The organism is Rhizobium bangladeshense (assembly GCF_001662075.1).
In the GTDB taxonomy this organism is placed as follows: domain Bacteria; phylum Pseudomonadota; class Alphaproteobacteria; order Rhizobiales; family Rhizobiaceae; genus Rhizobium; species Rhizobium bangladeshense_B.
Genome location: NZ_LYPL01000013.1, coordinates 184932 through 201810 on the forward strand (window position 1 = coordinate 184932; position 16879 = coordinate 201810).

Annotated in this window: 16 protein-coding genes, 1 pseudogene and 1 riboswitch; of the genes and pseudogenes, 10 read left to right on the forward strand and 7 right to left on the reverse strand. The window is 61.9% G+C overall.

Going from position 1 to position 16879, the window contains the following annotated elements:
• Positions 1 to 11 precede the first annotated feature (11 nt).
• Positions 12 to 926: an acetamidase/formamidase family protein gene (locus A7X77_RS23835; RefSeq protein ID WP_064685344.1), complete on the reverse strand. Its 915-nt coding sequence runs from the start codon at positions 924 to 926 to the stop codon at positions 12 to 14.
• A gap of 177 nt (positions 927 to 1103) precedes the next feature.
• Between A7X77_RS23835 and A7X77_RS23840 the strand changes: the two genes are divergently transcribed.
• Complete coding sequence (locus A7X77_RS23840; RefSeq protein ID WP_004677292.1) at positions 1104 to 1358, forward strand: type II toxin-antitoxin system Phd/YefM family antitoxin; 255 nt, start codon at positions 1104 to 1106, stop codon at positions 1356 to 1358.
• A complete protein-coding gene (locus A7X77_RS23845) occupies positions 1355 to 1777 on the forward strand; it encodes a type II toxin-antitoxin system VapC family toxin (RefSeq protein ID WP_064685310.1) in 423 nt (140 codons plus the stop codon). Before A7X77_RS23840 ends, A7X77_RS23845 begins: the two co-directional genes overlap by 4 nt.
• 15 nt (positions 1778 to 1792) lie before the next feature.
• Here the strand turns inward: A7X77_RS23845 and A7X77_RS23850 are convergent, their stop codons facing one another.
• The 4 genes and pseudogenes from A7X77_RS23850 to A7X77_RS34445 form a co-directional block, all read right to left on the reverse strand.
• The gene (locus tag A7X77_RS23850; RefSeq protein WP_064685311.1) at positions 1793 to 5266 is read right to left on the reverse strand and encodes an AAA family ATPase; all 3474 of its coding nucleotides are present in this window, start codon (positions 5264 to 5266) and stop codon (positions 1793 to 1795) included.
• Entirely contained in the window at positions 5266 to 6534 is a 1269-nt protein-coding gene (locus tag A7X77_RS23855; protein ID WP_064685312.1) for a metallophosphoesterase family protein, read from the reverse strand. The genes A7X77_RS23850 and A7X77_RS23855 overlap by 1 nt, the downstream gene beginning before the upstream one ends.
• Positions 6535 to 6703: 169 nt before the next feature.
• Positions 6704 to 6910, reverse strand: a pseudogene (locus A7X77_RS32605) (flotillin family protein); the annotation flags it as partial.
• On the reverse strand, positions 6911 to 7087 hold the full coding sequence (locus A7X77_RS34445; RefSeq protein ID WP_432431350.1) for a hypothetical protein: 177 nt from the start codon (positions 7085 to 7087) through the stop codon (positions 6911 to 6913).
• Between A7X77_RS34445 and A7X77_RS23860 the strand changes: the two genes are divergently transcribed.
• Positions 7077 to 7355: a hypothetical protein gene (locus A7X77_RS23860; RefSeq protein ID WP_003574886.1), complete on the forward strand. Its 279-nt coding sequence runs from the start codon at positions 7077 to 7079 to the stop codon at positions 7353 to 7355. The two genes, A7X77_RS34445 and A7X77_RS23860, sit on opposite strands and share 11 nt — an antisense overlap.
• Positions 7356 to 7400: 45 nt before the next feature.
• On the opposite strand, the gene A7X77_RS23865 is transcribed toward A7X77_RS23860, so the two are convergent.
• Together A7X77_RS23865 and A7X77_RS23870 are read right to left on the reverse strand one after the other, a co-directional pair.
• On the reverse strand, positions 7401 to 8702 hold the full coding sequence (locus A7X77_RS23865; protein ID WP_197486884.1) for an MFS transporter: 1302 nt from the start codon (positions 8700 to 8702) through the stop codon (positions 7401 to 7403).
• A gap of 181 nt (positions 8703 to 8883) precedes the next feature.
• Positions 8884 to 9336 carry a MarR family winged helix-turn-helix transcriptional regulator gene (locus A7X77_RS23870; RefSeq protein WP_064685314.1) on the reverse strand — a complete coding sequence of 151 codons (453 nt, stop codon included), beginning with the start codon at positions 9334 to 9336 and terminating at the stop codon, positions 8884 to 8886.
• Positions 9337 to 9540: 204 nt separating this feature from the next.
• Here A7X77_RS23870 and A7X77_RS23875 point away from each other — a divergent pair, with 204 nt between their 5' ends.
• The 7 genes from A7X77_RS23875 (at position 9541) to thiC (ending at position 16877) form a co-directional block, all read left to right on the forward strand.
• Positions 9541 to 10080 carry a flavin reductase family protein gene (locus A7X77_RS23875; protein WP_064685315.1) on the forward strand — a complete coding sequence of 180 codons (540 nt, stop codon included), beginning with the start codon at positions 9541 to 9543 and terminating at the stop codon, positions 10078 to 10080.
• Between the two features lie 9 nt (positions 10081 to 10089).
• Positions 10090 to 11322: a flavin-dependent monooxygenase gene (locus A7X77_RS23880; RefSeq protein WP_064685316.1), complete on the forward strand. Its 1233-nt coding sequence runs from the start codon at positions 10090 to 10092 to the stop codon at positions 11320 to 11322.
• 47 nt (positions 11323 to 11369) lie between these two features.
• Positions 11370 to 12350 carry a gamma-resorcylate decarboxylase gene (gene tsdA / locus A7X77_RS23885; RefSeq protein ID WP_064685317.1) on the forward strand — a complete coding sequence of 327 codons (981 nt, stop codon included), beginning with the start codon at positions 11370 to 11372 and terminating at the stop codon, positions 12348 to 12350.
• Between the two features lies 1 nt (position 12351).
• Entirely contained in the window at positions 12352 to 13410 is a 1059-nt protein-coding gene (locus tag A7X77_RS23890) for a maleylacetate reductase (RefSeq protein ID WP_064685318.1), read from the forward strand.
• Between the two features lie 20 nt (positions 13411 to 13430).
• Complete coding sequence (locus A7X77_RS23895; protein ID WP_064685319.1) at positions 13431 to 14276, forward strand: intradiol ring-cleavage dioxygenase; 846 nt, start codon at positions 13431 to 13433, stop codon at positions 14274 to 14276.
• Entirely contained in the window at positions 14276 to 14593 is a 318-nt protein-coding gene (locus A7X77_RS23900) for a YciI family protein (protein WP_064685320.1), read from the forward strand. The genes A7X77_RS23895 and A7X77_RS23900 overlap by 1 nt, the downstream gene beginning before the upstream one ends.
• Before the next feature lie 224 nt (positions 14594 to 14817).
• A riboswitch (TPP riboswitch) is annotated at positions 14818 to 14949 on the forward strand.
• A gap of 95 nt (positions 14950 to 15044) precedes the next feature.
• Positions 15045 to 16877 (forward strand): phosphomethylpyrimidine synthase ThiC, encoded by a 1833-nt coding sequence (thiC, locus tag A7X77_RS23905; protein ID WP_064685321.1) that lies wholly within the window; start codon positions 15045 to 15047, stop codon positions 16875 to 16877.
• Positions 16878 to 16879 lie beyond the last annotated feature (2 nt).

The following is a 16879-nucleotide window of genomic DNA, read 5'->3' on the forward strand; positions in this document are numbered from 1 at the left end:
ATGCCGGCTCGTCACGATCGGCGGACCAGCCATTTCTTCGCGACACGGCAGGCCATTGTATAGGCCGGATCGAAGACATTGCCGACATCATAACGCACCACCTGTCCCAGCAGATGGCTTGCCGCCGTTCTGTCGAGGCCGTAATCCGAGGCCAGCCAATTCAGCATTTCGCTGGTGGCATGCTGAAGCGCCTGATCGAGGGGCCTGGCATTGCCGATGGTGAAGATGTCTTCGGCGGTTTCTCCGCGTGGCCAGACCAGTCCGGCCTTCTTTTCCACCGTCAGCCGAACCGTGACTTCGAAAGTGGTTTCGACGCCGGTGCCAACGATCTCACCATCGCCCTGCACGGCATGGCAATCGCCGAGAAAGAACAGCGCGCCGGGAGCCGATACCGGAAAACGAACGGTCGTGCCGGGGCCGAACAGGCGATAATCCATGTTGCCGCCATATTCGCCGCTGGTCGCCGTCGAGATCGCCTGACCGAGGCTGGGCGCCACCCCGAAACAGCCGATCATCGGGGCGAGCGGCAGAACGAATTTTTCGAGGCCGGCGACCGGCTCGGACAGCCGGACGGTCAGCGCTTCGCGGTCAATGGCCCAGATCGCCATGCTACGCGGCGGCAGGTCGCGAACCGTTTCGGGATCGATGACATTGGCCGCGACGATGCTCCGGGTAAAGCCGGTGCCCCTGGTCGGAACCATGCTGATGATCTCGACCTTCAACGCATCTCCGGGCTCGGCGCCCTCCACGAAGATCGGGCCGTTCATCGGGTTCGGACCGGATGTCCGTCGGATGCCGTCCTTGTCATAGCCGATGGCATCGATCGTCTCGGTGACGACGGTATCGCCGTCGGCGATATGCAGGGCAGGCGGAAGCGAGCCGATGACATTGTGAAAGCGCGTCGGAATGAAGCGGTGAGTGGTCATGAGTATACGGCTCTCGCTCGTTTCGAATATCATAGTCCGCGCTGGCCTGCCCGGCGGAGTGTCCAGACTAGATCAGAGATTACCTGGGAAGCCAACACGCCCAAGCGCAGGCTGTCTGATCTTGCCTTGCATCCTTCGAATACTATATGTAGGTAAGTACCTACATGGAGATGCGTTATGAATGTGACAAGCCTTTCCAGCCGCGAACTCAATCACGACGTGAGCAGGGCAAAGAAGGCGGCGCAAAATGGTCCTGTCATCATTACGGATCGAGGCAAACCATCCCACGTGTTGATGACTTATGACGAATTCGAGCGTCTCACCGGCAAGCGCCGCAGCCTGGTCGATGCTCTCTTCATGCCGGGTTTGTCAGATATCGACTTCGACCCGCCTCGTGTTGAGATCGCACCACGCGGGGTCGATCTGTCTTGAAATATTTGCTGGATACCAATGTTGTTTCCGAACTGCGAAAGGTCGGAGACGGCAAGGCAGATGCCAATGTGGTCGCATGGGCCGGGGCGCAAGATACCGCGAGCTTATGCATCTCCGCCATCACGATCCTGGAGCTGGAACGGGGAATACTCGGCGTGCAGCGCCGAGATGCGGCGCAGGGGGCTCGCCTGCGTGCATGGCTGGAAAATCAGGTGCGGCCCGCATTCGCCGGCCGTATCCTGCCGGTCGATGACGCGATCGCCACACGCTGCGCGCATCTGCATATTCCGGATCGGCGCAATGAAGTGGATGCTCTGATTGCCGCAACCGCCCTGGTTCTCGGCCTGACCGTGGTTACGCGTAATATCAGGGATTTCGAAGGCGCGGGCGTTGTCGTATTGGATCCGTGGCAGGGTTGATGTCTTTGCGTCCGGTCATGGCAGCTGGTGTATGGCCACATCAGGAACAACATGCCGCGCGATCTCGCAGAGATGCCAGTGATGGGTGAGGTAGATGACCTGCCCGACCTTTGCCATTGCGCCGAGCAGGCGGAAAACCTCTTCGGAGCGGGGATTGTCGAAGCTCTCCATAATGTCGTCGGCGATGAAGGGCACGGGCGGGCGAAGCGCTGCGAATTCCTCGTAACCCGCCAGCCGAAGCGCGAGATAGAGCTGGAACTGCGTGCCGGTCGACATCGCGTCCGCAAGCTTCGAGCCGCCGTCGCGCGACACGCCGATCAGTATTTCCTTGTCCCGGTCGGGCTGGGTCGTCAGGCCGGAATAGTTGCCGCCGGTGATCAGGTGAAAAGCTTCCGATGCGCGGTTCATCATCGAGCTGCGGTGTTTTTCGCGATAGATGCGCAGCGCCTGTTCGGCTGCGAGCGTGCCGGCGCGCAGCGTCAGATGCCGCACGGCCAGTTCCTCGATCTCGAGGAAGATGGTTCGGCGCTTGGCCTCGATCCGGGCTACCGCGTCGTCTCCGCCGACGGCCTCGAGCTTCTGCCGCGCCAGCGACACGTCGGAATAGAGAAGTTTCGCCCGCTCGGTGAGATCCTCGATCCGGGCGCCGAGCTCCATCGCGTCGCGTTCGACGGCATCGGCATCGATATCGGCAAGGCGGCGTTCGGCTTCGGAAAAACTTGCCGCGCGCAATGCCTCGGTGATCTGGCCGCGCAAGGTGGCGGCGCGCGCCTCCAGCCGGTCCCGCTCCCGCGCCTGGTTGAGGAATGCTTCGACTGAGGCAAGCGAGTCCGTGCCGAAATAGCCGGTCAGTTCATTCTTGCGGGCATTGTGAACGGCCAGTTCCTCCTCCAGCGCCCGGCGTTTCTCCAACTGTTTTTCGAGATCCGCCTGCCGATCTGCCCGAAGTTGCGCCGCATGTCGCGCTGCCTCATGGCGTTCCACCAGCGCATTGGCGGAGGCGAGCGTATCGGATGCCAACCGGCTGAGGCCGCAGTCCGCGAGAAGCCCGGCAATATCCCCACGGAATTGCTCCTGATCGCGCTCCATCGCGGCAACGCGGCTTGCGAGGTCATCCCGCTCCTTCAGGATGGCGGGCAGTGTGGCGAGCGCATCCAGCACGGCGCGGACGGCGGCCATCGAGCCGGCCTTGTCGGCAAACCAGGTTCGCGACAGAGCCTCCGCCCATTCCCGGTTCCAGGCCGCGACCGCGGCTTCCGCCTCCTGCTGGTCGCGCTCACGTTCCCTGACATCGCGGTCGAGATCGCCGATTGCCTTCTCGTGCGCCTGCCGCGCCGCCTGTTCGGCTTTGCCGGCGGCAAGCATATCGCTCGCCGCCTGCATCAGCGCAGCGACCGGCAGATCGTCGGCGCCGCCACGGCCGGCATCCGCAAGGCTCGCCGCAAGCGTCGCGGCATGGCTGTCCAGTTCGCCGCGAAGCGCGTCCACCGCCTCTTCGGCCCGCTGCAGTTCGTCCCAGACGGCCAGCGCCACGGCTCGCTTGGTGCTCCATGCCTCGAGCGTTGCAATGCGCGCCGCAGCTTCGGCGTCATACTCGATTGCCTCGGGCAGCAGATCACGGATGCGGTCGGCAAGCCCATCATGTTCGGCGCGCGCCTCGGCAAGCAATTCCCTTTGCCGTTCGATCGCTGCCGCCGCCGCCGCTTCGGTCAGGCGGAGCTGGCGGAGCTCAGCCAGTTCCTGCGCGCGTGACAGCCGGCCGGCGGACATCACATCGTCCTGGCGCATCCGCTCCTCGAATGTCCGGGCGGTGGCGGCGTTCAAGCTGGCAAGATGCGCCTGCCATGCGGCATCGCGTTCATCGCGCAGCCTCGCGGCCTCGGCATCGTCGATCGAACCGCCGGCGACGAAAGCGGCAATCCGGGCTTTGGTCAGCGCCTGTTCGGTGCCGAGATCGCGCAGCCGTGCCTTGTGATCCGCGATCCGCTTCTCGATGGAAATTGCCTGGCCACGCCAGGCCTCGGTCTGCCGAGGCTCGGCCGCGCTCGTCCGCTGCAGGGCGACGGCATCACCTGTCCAGGGCGCAAGCTGTGCGAACTGCTTCTCCTGTATTCGCTTCGCCTGCACGAGGGTGCGTTCTTCCAGGGTGAGCCGCGTTGCGAGATCGGACCCGGCCAGCCGGCTCAGGGCGACTTCGATGCGGCCGAGACGCGCGGGATCAACGACCGCGGCTCCGTTTTGCGAGTCGCCTTCCTTGTTCAGCCTTTCGAGATTCTCGCGCGCTCGCACCAGTTCGCGGCCTGCGGCAGCCAGGTTGGCCTCGACGCCGGAACGTCGCTCGATGAGATCGCGGATGATGCCGATCAGCGAGGCGGGCAGCAGCAGCGCCTCGGGCATCGCATGGCCAGCCTGTTCGAGATCGGCCAGCAGCCGCACCAGCTCGCCTTCCTGTTCGGCCAGAGCCAGCCGGCGCTTCGGCAGGTCGCTCTCTGCCGCGAGATAGCGCGCCCGCCCCTGATCCAGCATGTCCATATGCGCGGCGATCGCCAGCGCCTTGTCGTCGATCGTGATCGCCTCGATCTCGTCGGCAAGCTGGCGCAGCGTGCGGTCGGCGGTTTCGACAAGCGCCTGCAGCCGCGTCTCGTCGCGGAAAAGCTGCGGCAGCAGTGTGAACCACTCGGCCGGCGGCCGCGGCAGGTCGCCCATGCCGGCTGCATCGCCATCCAGCCGCCGGAGTTCCAGCGCCGCCGGCAGGGCGCCGAGAAGACGCGTCAGCTCCTGATGCCGGGCCTTGGCCTCGGCCAGTTCCCGCGTCGTCGCGGCATAGGCGGCGTCGGCCTGCTCGTGGGTCGATTTCAGGCCCGAATAGGTGGAGGCAAGCGTGTCGATGGCATTGCGCTCGGCCTTCAGCGCATCGAGCGAGCGTTTGAGTTCCGCAAGCTTCGTGCTCGACGACCGCTTCCGGTAAATCCCATTGGCTTCGTCGACGGCCGTCACCAACGACCGGCTCAGGCCCGCAAGACCCGAGCTTGCCGAGAACAGCAACTCGCCGAGCTCACCCTTGCTTTGGATGATGGCGTTGCCGCCTTCCTTGAGCGACTGGTCGTCGAGCGAGAACATGGTGCGATAGGCCTCGCGGCCGACGCCGCCGAGCGCGCCGGCGAGCAGCGCCTCGTTCACAGCCTGTCCCCGATCATCGACGAGGCTGCCGGTCCGCAATTTGAGCCGCGCCAGCTCGTGGTCCGCGCCACCGAATTCCAGCCGCGCACCGACCTTCATCGTATTGTAAGGATGCAGGAAATTGTAGGTGCTGCGCTCGCCTATGCCGTAGAGCAGATCGAGATAGGCCGCGAAGGTGGTCGACTTGCCCGCTTCGTTGAGGCCATAGACGATGTGCAGATCGGGCGAACCCGGTCGGACCGGGCCGAAGTCGATCGAGTGGTCGGTGAACTTGCCATAACGGATGAGGTCGAGACGCCGCAGGCGCATCAGCTGTCTCCCCGCTCCGCGGCCTTCATCCGGGCGGCGATGTCCTCGGCGCCGTCGGCGAGAAGGCTGTCGATGAAGCGTTCGAAACCCGCCTCGTCATACCCGGCAAAGGCCCGGCTCTCGGGCGGCAAGTCGGCAAGCAGGTCCCTGACCACCTCTCTGACATCGTCGCGAAAGCCGCTGCGGGCGATGACCTCGTCCCGCATCAGCGCGCCGAGTTCGATGACGGGATCGGCAGCGGACTCCGCTGCGAGGATCGCGGGAGCTTCGAAGGCGAGTTCGAGCTTCTCGATCCAGGTTCGGCCGATCCGCTCACCGCGCTGCTCGGCTTCCGCCTGCATGAGGTCAACATCGCGGCGAAGCTGCCAGGAGAGCGGCGTTCGGCCGGAAAGCCTCAGGCGCGCGACGAGATGTGGCGAGGCCGTATGGTCGCGCTGCACCGTCAGTGCCGCTTCGATCGCCATGGCCGCATCACGCCAATCATCGACACCCGTCAGGTCGATATCGACGCGCTCGAACTGCGCGATGCTGGTGCGCCGCTCCTCGACTGTCACCGTTCGGTCATCCGCCACCGTTACCAGCGACACGGTCTTGACGCCCGACTCGTTGATGTCGCGGCCTTGCGGCATGCCGGGCATGATGATCGTCGCCGTGCCGGGATAGTGGCTGCGCTGATGAAGATGCCCGAGCGCCCAGTAGTCGAATCCCGAGGCGTGAAGGTCGAGCACGTTGGAGGGCGCATAGAGGTCGTGGCCGGCGGATCCGGCAAGGCTCGTATGCATGATGCCGATATTGACCGCTCCCGCCACCGGCGGCTTGTACTTCGGCAGAAGCGGGTCCGGCGCTTGCGGCTTGGCGAAGCTCAAACCGTGGATCGCGATCGACAGGCTGCCTTTCGTCGCCTCCACGGTCTCGGCGTGGCCGCCGAAGATCTTCACCGTATCGGGCATCACCAGCTCCCTGGCGATCTTCGACATCGCATCGTGATTGCCGCGGATCTTGAAGACGACAATGCCCGCCCGGTGCAGCCGCTCCAGCTGACCCGCCAGGAAGCGCGCCGTCTTCATCGACGTCTGCTCCCCGTCATAAAGATCGCCGGCGATGATGAGCGCATCGACCTGTTCCTCAAGACACAGATCGACGACCGCGATCAGCGCCTGTCGGCTGGCGTCGCTGACGAGATCGGCCAGCTCGGCGTTGCGAAGCGCGAGTGACCGCAGGGGAGAGTCGAGATGGAGATCAGCGGTGTGTACGAAACGATAAGCCATGAATGCAAGAATGGTGTTGCGATAGGGTGATCCAGCAGGTGCCGTCTGACAAATAAACGGACGCTTGTTATCGCCCGGCAGCAAAACATCAGATCATGCCACGAATATTCAGAGCATGACGGCAGCGTCCTGGCGAGTAAAATGGGCCGGCGGAACCGGCCATCCACAATCAATGCTGCTCGATCGTCGCCGACGCTGCCGCCTGCGCCCGCTGCTGGCCGAGCCGATCGGCGACCAGCATCGACAGCATCATTTCCACCAGACCGTGGATCTGGATCTGCGGCACGAGCGGCAGCCGGCCGTTTTCGATCGCTTCGGCAAAGCGCATGAGGACCTGCGAATTGAGCTGATAGTCCGGCCCGCCAAAGACCGCGACCTACTTCTTGGTGGCCTTGAGCCGCGCCGCACGCATGCGTGAAGCGCACGGCAGCCATGCGTTGCTTCTGAAGACATGCATCTCCATCTGACAGTCACAGCCAATCTGACTCACATCGAGAAAATCGGTGCTGCGGCCCGCCTCGGGCTCGCGCGAGGAGACAATCATGAACGGCATTTCGAAGACTCTGAACGACATGACGCTTGTTGAACGGTCGAGTCTGCTCGACACCGTCGCCGACGCCTTGGAGGCGACCGCCGAGGAGGCCGAAGGGGAGGGCGACGCCCGTTTCGTCGCCAACTCCGTCTGCATCGCCAATACGATCCGCGGACTTTCGGGGGAGCTTGCGCCACACAATCTGCGGGCGGCCGAACTGCTGCTTGAGCAGGGCATCATGCTTGTCCACCAGTTCGCCAACAGGGCGAAACCTGGAATGGTTCATTAGTAGTTGTCGGCAGGTTCCGGATGGCACCCGCCGACAATCCGGCCATCAATCAGCCATTTTACGGTACAGCAACGTCATGAGTGCGAGGATGCATCCCATGGCTCCGACCGAAGCGAAAATGTAGAAGTTCCACTGCGGAGCGAGGCCCGCACCCAGCACCGCACCGCCGATGGCCGGTCCTATCATGCCTCCGATACGGCCGATGCCGAGCGAGAAGCCAAGGCCGGTTCCGCGGATCTCGACCGGATAGAGGTTTCCAACGAGAATATTGGCGAGGATCTGCGTGCCGATCGTTCCCGTCCCGGCAAGTGCGACGAGAGCGTAAACCCGGAGGCCCTGATCCACCTGCGTCAGCAACCAGATCGAGCAGGCTCCGAGAAGAAACAGACCTGCCACGACGATTTTGACATTTCCACGGTCGGCAATCCTTGCGCCAATCAGCAGGCCGACTGCGGCTCCGAGATTGAGCGTCACGGAGAACAGCAGGGCAGAACCGAGGTCGTAGCCCATCTTGTTCATAATGGTCGGGAGCCAGTTGACCATGCCGAATGTCAGCAGAAGCGAACAGAAGTGGATGCCCCATGCGTTCAAGGTCGGCAGCAGGCGACCTTCGGAAAACAGCGACCGGATGCCGACCTGGCGTTGTCCAACGGGCGTGGCTATGGGATTGGGCAGTCCGTACTGGTTTGCAATCTGGTTGGCTTCGGCCTGGCGGTTTTTCGTTGCCAGCCATTCGGGGGACTCGGGGATGAGGCGGATGAAGAAAGGCAGAAGTAGGATCGGTGCGCCGCCGATGATCATCAATGGACGCCATCCGTATTTCTGTATCAGCAACATTCCGAGCATACCCGAGATGATGCCGCCGGCGAGATAACCGAGAAGAGCAATCGAATAGGCGATCGCCTTCCGTTTCGGCGGGGAAAACTCGATGATCAACGCGGTTACTGTCGGAAAAAGAGCGCCAAGGCCCAGACCGGCGAGAAAGCGGGTTGCCTCGAAAACGAGAAAGTTGGGCGCCAGACCGCTGCCGATCATCATAACGGAGAAGCTCAGCAGGCTGCCGATGATGACCTTGCGACGGCCTATCCTGTCGGCGAGTGTTCCCGCAACAAGCGCGCCGAGCAGCATGCCGAACAGGGTGATGGAAGCAGCTCGTCCGACCATGCCGGGCGTCAGGCCCCAGCTTGCTTCCCCGAGCAGCGCCGGCGCGACTGCGCCGTAAACGATCAGATCATAACCGTCGAACAGGATCAGCAGACCGCAAAGGGCGATGATGATATTCGGGCTGCGAACCCGTTCGTTGAAAATAGCGAGATCTTGTATGGCCAATTTTCCCTCCCCATACATTGCGTACAGGAAGTACGCTCCTGCCAGCGGCAGGTCCGCACCGATCCATGTACAAATCCTCCTGGATCATTGCCGGCGTGGTTCCTCCCAGCGCCAGACTCACCCGCGAGCGGTCGATGTCAAGACAACGATAACACGCTATTAAATACTTGCGAATAAAATATTTGCAACTGCAAACTTTTCAGCCCGCAACTTTTCCCTTTGCGGATATTGCCGGCAGGTTGCTGTGCATGCGGCGCAGCGCATTCTTCAGGGCTGCGACCTCCTCGGCCGACATGCCCTGAACCGCGGTGCGTTCAAGCTCCACGGCAAGCGGCATGAGCCTTTCCGTCAGCTGCTCGCCCTGCGGGGTCAGCCTGACGATGACGATCCGGCCATTGTCTTCCGGGCGTGTCCTCGACACCAGCTTGCGCTTGGCGAGTGTGCCGACGAGGCGCGAAAGCGTCGAAATCTCGACAGAGACGACGTCGGCGAGATCCCCCAGGGTGCTTTCCCGGCGCTCCTTGAGCATCGCCAGAACCCGGTACATCGCCACGCTGAGATCGTCTTCGGCAATTCTCTGCGCGAATACCTCGGCTATCCGCACGCCGGCGCGATTGAGAAGATACGGAACGGAATCGGTAAGTTTGTACATAACTCTGTCTGCTGGCGGGATTCGGGGCGCTTGGCTGGTCGTTCTCTCCGACATGCACCTAAATGACCGGGATGACAACATGATTGGCTTTCAGCCGCCGACAATGGCGGGGTAGATCAGACTTTTTCCCGCCTGACTTCCAGATTTGCGTTGACAACAGTTGCAAATGCAATAATTTGACGACAAGGAAACTGGGAGGAAATCATGTCTGCAACTGCTGCTCTCGGCATAGTGCCGCCCCCCGCACCGATCAGCGATGCGTTTCGATCGACCATGCGCCGTTTCCCGGCGACGGTGACGATCATTTCTGCCTGCCGCAACGGTACGGACCATGGAATGACGGCAACCGCCGTCACCTCACTTTCGATGGATCCGCCATCTCTCCTCATCTGCCTGAACAATCGCACCTACCTGCATGACATGCTGCTTGAGGTGCCGGAATTTGCAGTCAGCATTCTGACCGACAGACAGGTCGCCCTGTCGGAAGGTTTCAGCGGCAAGATTGCGCCTGAGCGGCGGTTCGAAGCTGCCGATTGGGTTCGCCATGCGCGCGGCATGATGGTGCTGGATTCCGCTCATGCCTCGGTCGTCTGCCGCCGCATGGGCGCGGTTCCCTACGGGACGCACACGATCTTCATCGGGCAGGTGGTGGATACACGCTTTTCCCAAGACACGATCCCGCTAATGTACGAAAACTCGAAATATTGCGCGCCACAGCACGCGCTTCCCACATCCCAGAACTGAGGTCGTTCCATGAACAATACAGCTGCCCTGTTTCCCGCCGCAGCGCGGGTCGAGAACGCATGTCTTGCAGATCGCATCGCCCCGGTGCTGGACGAAATCCGTGCCGGCGCACGCGATACCGAAAAATCCGGCCGTGTGCCGGCGCGCAATATCGATCTACTGCGCTCCGCCGGCTACTTCGATATCGTCAAGCCTGCCCGTTTCGGCGGCGCCGAAGGATCGTTTGCCGAGCTTGTCGATGCAAATATCGAACTGTCGGCGGCCTGTGCCTCGACCGGCTGGGTTGCCGGCCTCCTTTCCGCACATCAATGGCTCCTCGCCATGTTCGAGGAAAGGGTCCAGCAGGACGTGTGGGGCAACAATCCGGATGCACTGCTCTGCGGTTCCTATGCGCCGGTCCGCATGGCTGAACGCGTAGAGGGCGGTTTCCGTCTATCCGGCGATTGGGCCTTTGCGAGCGGCTGCGAAAATGCGCAGTGGGCCCTCTGCGCGGCCATCATTCCGCCAAACAGCGAGGGCGAGCGTCCTATCCCGGCGTTCCTTCTGGTTCCCGCCAGCGATTATACTATTGCCGAGACCTGGGATGTGGTCGGCCTTGCGGGTACCGGCTCGAAAAGCCTGATCCTCAAGGATGTCTTCGTTCCGCAATATCGCATACTGAGCTTTCCGGACGCGACCTCCGGCAGAACGCCGGGCGGGCGCTTCTATGAGGGTATCGGCCTTTTCAACATGCCGCTCCTCATGGGAATTCCGTTCTGCCTCGGCAGCGCGGCCGTCGGTGCGGCGAAGGGCGCATTGGATAGCTATATCGACCACATCGGCACCAGGGTGACACGGGGTGCGGTTGCCGGCGGCAACAACAAGATCGCCGAATTTCCGACGATCCAGCTCCGCGTGGCGGAAGCCTCCGCATCCGTGGATGCTGCCCGCGAAATCATCCTGCGCGATATTGCCAGGGCGCAGCAATTGGCCCAGGCCCGCGCGGATGGCACCGGCGAGATCACCGAGGAAGATCGGATTCTTGCCCGCCGCAGCCAGTCTTTTGCGGTCAGCCTGGCGCTTCGGGCCGTCGAAGCACTCAATGCATCGACGGGCGGCCTCGGCCTCCAGATGTCCAATCCCGTGCAGCGGGCATGGCGCGATGCAAATGCCGTCGGGCGCCACATTTCCATGAACTGGGATGCCGTCGGAACCATGGTCGGCCAGCAACTGCTCGGTCTTCCGCCCAAGGGACAATTCTGATCCGCCATCCTCATTATTTCGATTGAAGACAGGAAAGAGAGCATATCGTGCAAGGCAAGATCGCGCTTGAAGAACATTTCGCCATTCCCGAGACGCTGCAGGATTCGGCCGGATTCGTGCCGGGCGACTACTGGACGGAACTGTCCGCCCGTCTTCTGGATATCCAGGACAAGCGTTTGCGGCTGATGGATGCTCACGGCATCGAGAAAATGATCCTGTCGCTGAACGCACCAGCCGTGCAAGCGATCCCGGATAGGGCTAAGGCCTTGGAGATTTCCCGACGCGCCAACGACTTTCTGGCCGAGCAATGCGCTAAAAACCCGAACCGTTTCCTCGGATTTGCAGCTTTGCCGCTGCAGGATCCGGATGCCGCTGCACAAGAATTGCAGCGCTGCGTGACAACTATGGGTTTCGTCGGCGCATTGGTCAACGGCTTCTCGCAGGAAGGCGACGGAACAACGCCGCTCTACTACGACCTGCCGCAATACCGTCCGTTCTGGGCCGAAGTCGAAAAACTCAATGTTCCTTTCTATCTGCACCCGCGCAACCCGCTGCCGCAGGATAGCCGGATCTATGCCGGCCATTCCTGGCTGATGGGTCCGACATGGGCGTTCGCGCAGGAGACCGCTGTTCATGCGTTGCGCCTGATGGGATCCGGCCTGTTTGACGAGCACCCGGCTTTGCGGATCATCGTCGGTCACATGGGCGAGGGACTGCCGTACATGATGTGGCGCATCGACAACCGGAATGCGTGGGTCAAGGTAGAAAAGAACTATCCGGCCAAACGCCCGATTGCCGATTATTTCAACGAGAATTTCTACATTACCACGTCGGGGAATTTCCGCACGCAATCGCTGATCGATGCTATGCTGGAAATCGGCGCGGATAGAATTCTGTTTTCGACAGACTGGCCATTCGAGAACGTCGACCATGCTGCAAACTGGTTCGACAGCACCACCATCTCCGAAGCCGACCGTCTGAAGATCGGTCGCACCAATGCAGTTTCACTATTCAAACTCGATCGATAATATGGTCGCACCTTTCAGATACACGGTCAGTGCAGCCCAGGTCATCTTCGGGAGCGGTTCGGTCAGTCGCCTCGCCGAGGCGATTGCCGGGCAGGGCGGTAAGCGCGCCCTGATCCTTTCGACCCCGCACCAGAAAGCCGATGCTCAACGCATCGCCGCGTCCCTCGGCCCGCTTGCGGCGGGACTATTCGACGGTGCTGTCATGCACACGCCGGTCGATGTGACCGAGCGCGCGCTGGCGGCATACGAGAAGGCCGGTGCCGATTGCGTGGTCGCGATCGGCGGCGGGTCGACGATCGGTCTCGGCAAGGCAATCGCCTATCGCAACGACGCACCACAGATCGTGGTGGCGACGACCTATGCGGGGTCGGAGGTTACTCCGATCCTCGGCCAGACGGAGAACGGACAGAAGACCACGGTCCGCGGCCCCGCCATCCTGCCTGAGGTGGTGATCTACGACCCCGAATTGACTTTGGGATTGCCGGTCAACATCAGCGTCAGCAGCGGGCTCAATGCCATGGCGCACGCAGTCGAAGGGCTCTATGCGCGGGATCGCAATCCCATTTCGTCGATGATGGCGCTCGAGGGCTTGCGCGCGCTGAAGCAGGCGTTGCCGCAAATTGTCAATGCCCCGAGGGACATCGAATCCAGAAGCGAAGCGCTTTACGGCTCCTGGCTGTGCGGCACGGTGCTCGGAGCCGTTGGAATGGCCCTGCATCACAAGCTTTGCCATACGCTGGGCGGCAGCTTCGATCTGCCGCATGCAGAAACCCATGCGGTCATTCTGCCCCATTCCGCTGCCTACAACGCCGCAGCCGCAACGGATGCGCTCAAGCCCGCTGCCGATCTTTTCGGCGGCTCGCTGGGCAGCGGTCTTTATGATTTTGCCGCTTCGATCGGTGCCCCGATGGCGCTGCGGGATCTGGGTATGAAGGAAGCTGATCTGGACCATGCGGCAGAACTTGCCGCTGGGAACCCCTACTGGAATCCGCGCCCGATCGAAGGAAAAGCGATCCGGGCTTTGCTGCAGAGCGCCTGGGAGGGCGCACGGCCGCATTAACGCGTTAGGAGGAGGGCCACGTGCCTGAATATTTCAGCGAAGAGAGATCGGCGGAAGCCGTCAACACGCGGATGGGGCCGGACATCAATCCACGTCTGGCCGCAGTCATGGCGTCGCTTGTCAAGCATCTGCATGCCTTTGCCAAGGATATCAGCCTCACCCAGGAGGAATGGGAGCTGGCCATAGGCTTCCTGACCCGCACCGGCCATCTCTGTCACGACCAGCGACAGGAATTCATTCTGCTCAGCGATACGCTGGGGTTCTCGATGCTGGTGGATGCGATCAACAACCGGCGTCCGCCGGGCGCCACGGAAAATACCGTGTTTGGACCATTCCATATCGAAGGGGCGCCCGTCCGGCAGATGGGCGAAGCCATCTCACTCGACGGCAAGGGCGAGACTTGTCTCTTCATCGGACGAGTGCTGGATCTCGACGGCAAGCCGATCGAGGGAGCCCGGATCGACGTATGGTCGGATAATGCCGATGGCTTCTACGACGTCCAGCAGCCGGATATCCAGCCGAAATGGAACAACCGGGGCATTTTCATCACCGGCGCAGATGGCGCCTATAGCTTCGTCGGCATCAAGCCGGTCTCCTATCCGATTCCGAATGACGGTCCGGTCGGCCAGATGCTGACCTCACTCGGCCGCCATCCCTACCGTCCCGCCCATACCCATTACCTGATCACGGCTCCAGGTTACCAGAAGCTCGTCACCCACACTTTTGTCGGCGACGATCCCTATCTGGAATCCGATACGGTGTTTGGTGTGAAAAACAGCCTGGTCGCGCCTTTCAAGCGTGTCGATCGTCCGACGGTCTGGCGCTCCGATTTCGATTTCGTGCTGACGCCGGTTGAGGACAGATAATGATCGTTGTCCGCTATGCGGTATCCGACCCCGGCAAGGCTGCCGAGCGTTCCCGGTTGCTCGAGGAACACAAGGCCTATCTGCGCGGCGCGGCGATCCGCATCCTGCTTTCAGGCCCGTCTGCACCGCCAGCGGAGGGTAGGGCTTCTACCGCCGTCGTCATCGCGGAAGTCGAAACGCTGGCCGAGTTCGAGGCGTTCAGCGCGGGAGATCCCTTCGTCGGCTCCGGCGTGTACACCAGCGTCGATCTATTCGAATGGCGGCCCAGTACTGGGCTTCTTCTCGAGAGTTTCCGACCAGCGTTTCAGGCAGGATGAAAAATGGGCCGGCATGACCGGCCCATCCACAATCCATGTTATTCAGCCGGCGCCGGCGCCACAGCCGGGGCGCCCTGTCGTCCAAGCCGGTCAGCGACCAACATCGACAGCATCATTTCCACCAGGCCGTTGGCGCCGCCATGTCTCGCCGCCGACTCGAAAGGTCCCGATGAGAGCCCGTGAGCGTTGGCTTGACATCAGGGCCACTCCGGTCTTTGATGCCGAGCATTCACCAGGGGTGTCCCGGCAAGGGGCTGAGATTCTGCTAGACGATACGGCTTTGCCGATTGTGGCGCAGTGACCCGTTGAACCTGATCCAGTTCATACTGGCGTAGGGACGGTGCGGACGCTGCGGCAGTTGGGCGGATTTTCGCTTTGTCGCGCAAGGCGTCTTTCCATCATTCCAACACTGGAACTGGGTCTCCAAACGTCAAACCTTGGAGCCTCATCCATGAATATTGTTGCACCCCAGCTTACTCCCGTCGTCACCACCGGCTCGCTTCCGGCCTCGACCAAGATCGTCAAGCCCGGAACGCTCTATCCGGATCTGCGCGTGCCGATGCGCGAAATCAGCCTTCACCCGACCTCCGGCGAGCCGCCGGTTACGGTCTATGATTCCTCCGGCCCCTATACCGATCCGGCCCATGTGGTCTCAATCGACGCCGGGCTGCCGCGTTTGCGCGAAGGCTGGATCACGGCGCGTGGCGACGTCGAAGCCTATGAAGGCCGGGTGGTGAAGCCTGAAGACAATGGTTTTGTCACCGGCGAGCGGCTGACGCCGGAATTTCCCATTCGCAACACGCCGCTAAAGGCAAAGGCCGAACGCGCCGTCACCCAGCTCGCCTATGCGCGTGCCGGCATTATCACCCCGGAAATGGAGTTTATCGCGATCCGCGAAAACCTCGGCCGGCAGGCCGCCAAGGAGGCGCTCGCGCGCGACGGCGAGAGCTTCGGCGCGCATGTTCCGGATTTCGTGACGCCCGAATTCGTGCGGCGGGAAGTCGCCGAGGGCAGGGCGATCATCCCCGCCAATATCAACCACCCCGAATCCGAACCGATGATCATCGGCCGCAATTTCCTGGTGAAGATCAACGCCAATATCGGCAATTCGGCAGTCACCTCGTCGATGGCGGAAGAGGTGGAGAAGATGGTCTGGGCGATCCGCTGGGGCGCCGACACAGTCATGGACCTTTCCACCGGCCGCAATATTCACAACATCCGCGAATGGATCATTCGCAATTCACCGGTTCCGATCGGCACGGTGCCGCTTTACCAGGCGCTCGAAAAGGTCAACGGCATTGCCGAAGATCTGACCTGGGAAGTCTATCGGGACACGCTGATCGAACAGGCCGAGCAGGGCGTCGATTACTTCACCATCCATGCGGGCGTGCGACTGGCCTATATCCCGCTCACCGTCAATCGCGTCACCGGCATCGTCTCACGCGGCGGCTCGATCATGGCCAAGTGGTGTCTGCATCACCACAAGGAGAGTTTCCTCTACGAGCATTTCGAGGAAATCTGCGACATCTGCCGTGCCTATGACGTCTCCTTCTCGCTCGGCGACGGTTTGCGTCCGGGGTCGATCGCGGACGCCAATGACGCAGCGCAATTTGCCGAACTCGAAACCCTCGGCGAACTGACCAAGATTGCCTGGGCGAAGGACTGCCAGGTGATGATCGAGGGTCCCGGCCATGTGCCGATGCACAAGATCAAAGAGAATATGGACAAGCAGCTCAAGGTCTGCGGCGAAGCGCCCTTCTATACGCTCGGACCGCTGACGACCGATATCGCACCGGGCTATGATCACATCACCTCCGGCATCGGCGCCGCCATGATCGGCTGGTTCGGCACGGCCATGCTCTGCTACGTCACGCCGAAGGAGCATCTGGGACTGCCCGACCGCAACGACGTCAAGACCGGCGTCATCACCTACAAGATCGCCGCCCATGCCGCCGATCTTGCCAAGGGACATCCTGCCGCCCGCATCCGCGACGACGCGCTGTCGCGCGCGCGGTTCGAATTCCGCTGGGAGGATCAGTTCAACCTCTCCCTCGACCCGGATACGGCCCGTTCTTTCCACGACGAGACCCTGCCGAAGGAGGCACACAAGGTGGCGCACTTCTGTTCGATGTGCGGCCCGAAATTCTGCTCCATGCGAATTTCCCACGACATTCGCGCCGAAGCTCAGAAAGAGGGATTGGAAGCCATGGCGGCCAAGTACCGCGATGGCGGCGATCTCTACATGCCGGTCGCAGAGGTCGCGAAAACTCCCGCCGGAGAATGACC

Excerpts from the sequence above, each read along its gene's own strand:
- A7X77_RS23835 (WP_064685344.1), bottom strand. The coding sequence starts at position 926 with ATGACCACTCACCGCTTCATTCCGACGCGCTTTCACAATGTCATCGGC.
- A7X77_RS23840 (WP_004677292.1), top strand. The coding sequence starts at position 1,104 with ATGAATGTGACAAGCCTTTCCAGCCGCGAACTCAATCACGACGTGAGC.
- A7X77_RS23850 (WP_064685311.1), bottom strand. The coding sequence starts at position 5,266 with ATGCGCCTGCGGCGTCTCGACCTCATCCGTTATGGCAAGTTCACCGAC.
- A7X77_RS23855 (WP_064685312.1), bottom strand. The coding sequence starts at position 6,534 with ATGGCTTATCGTTTCGTACACACCGCTGATCTCCATCTCGACTCTCCC.
- A7X77_RS23860 (WP_003574886.1), top strand. The coding sequence starts at position 7,077 with ATGAACGGCATTTCGAAGACTCTGAACGACATGACGCTTGTTGAACGG.
- A7X77_RS34445 (WP_432431350.1), bottom strand. The coding sequence starts at position 7,087 with ATGCCGTTCATGATTGTCTCCTCGCGCGAGCCCGAGGCGGGCCGCAGC.
- A7X77_RS23865 (WP_197486884.1), bottom strand. The coding sequence starts at position 8,702 with ATGTATGGGGAGGGAAAATTGGCCATACAAGATCTCGCTATTTTCAAC.
- A7X77_RS23870 (WP_064685314.1), bottom strand. The coding sequence starts at position 9,336 with ATGTACAAACTTACCGATTCCGTTCCGTATCTTCTCAATCGCGCCGGC.
- A7X77_RS23875 (WP_064685315.1), top strand. The coding sequence starts at position 9,541 with ATGTCTGCAACTGCTGCTCTCGGCATAGTGCCGCCCCCCGCACCGATC.
- A7X77_RS23880 (WP_064685316.1), top strand. The coding sequence starts at position 10,090 with ATGAACAATACAGCTGCCCTGTTTCCCGCCGCAGCGCGGGTCGAGAAC.
- A7X77_RS23890 (WP_064685318.1), top strand. The coding sequence starts at position 12,352 with ATGGTCGCACCTTTCAGATACACGGTCAGTGCAGCCCAGGTCATCTTC.
- A7X77_RS23900 (WP_064685320.1), top strand. The coding sequence starts at position 14,276 with ATGATCGTTGTCCGCTATGCGGTATCCGACCCCGGCAAGGCTGCCGAG.
- thiC (WP_064685321.1), top strand. The coding sequence starts at position 15,045 with ATGAATATTGTTGCACCCCAGCTTACTCCCGTCGTCACCACCGGCTCG.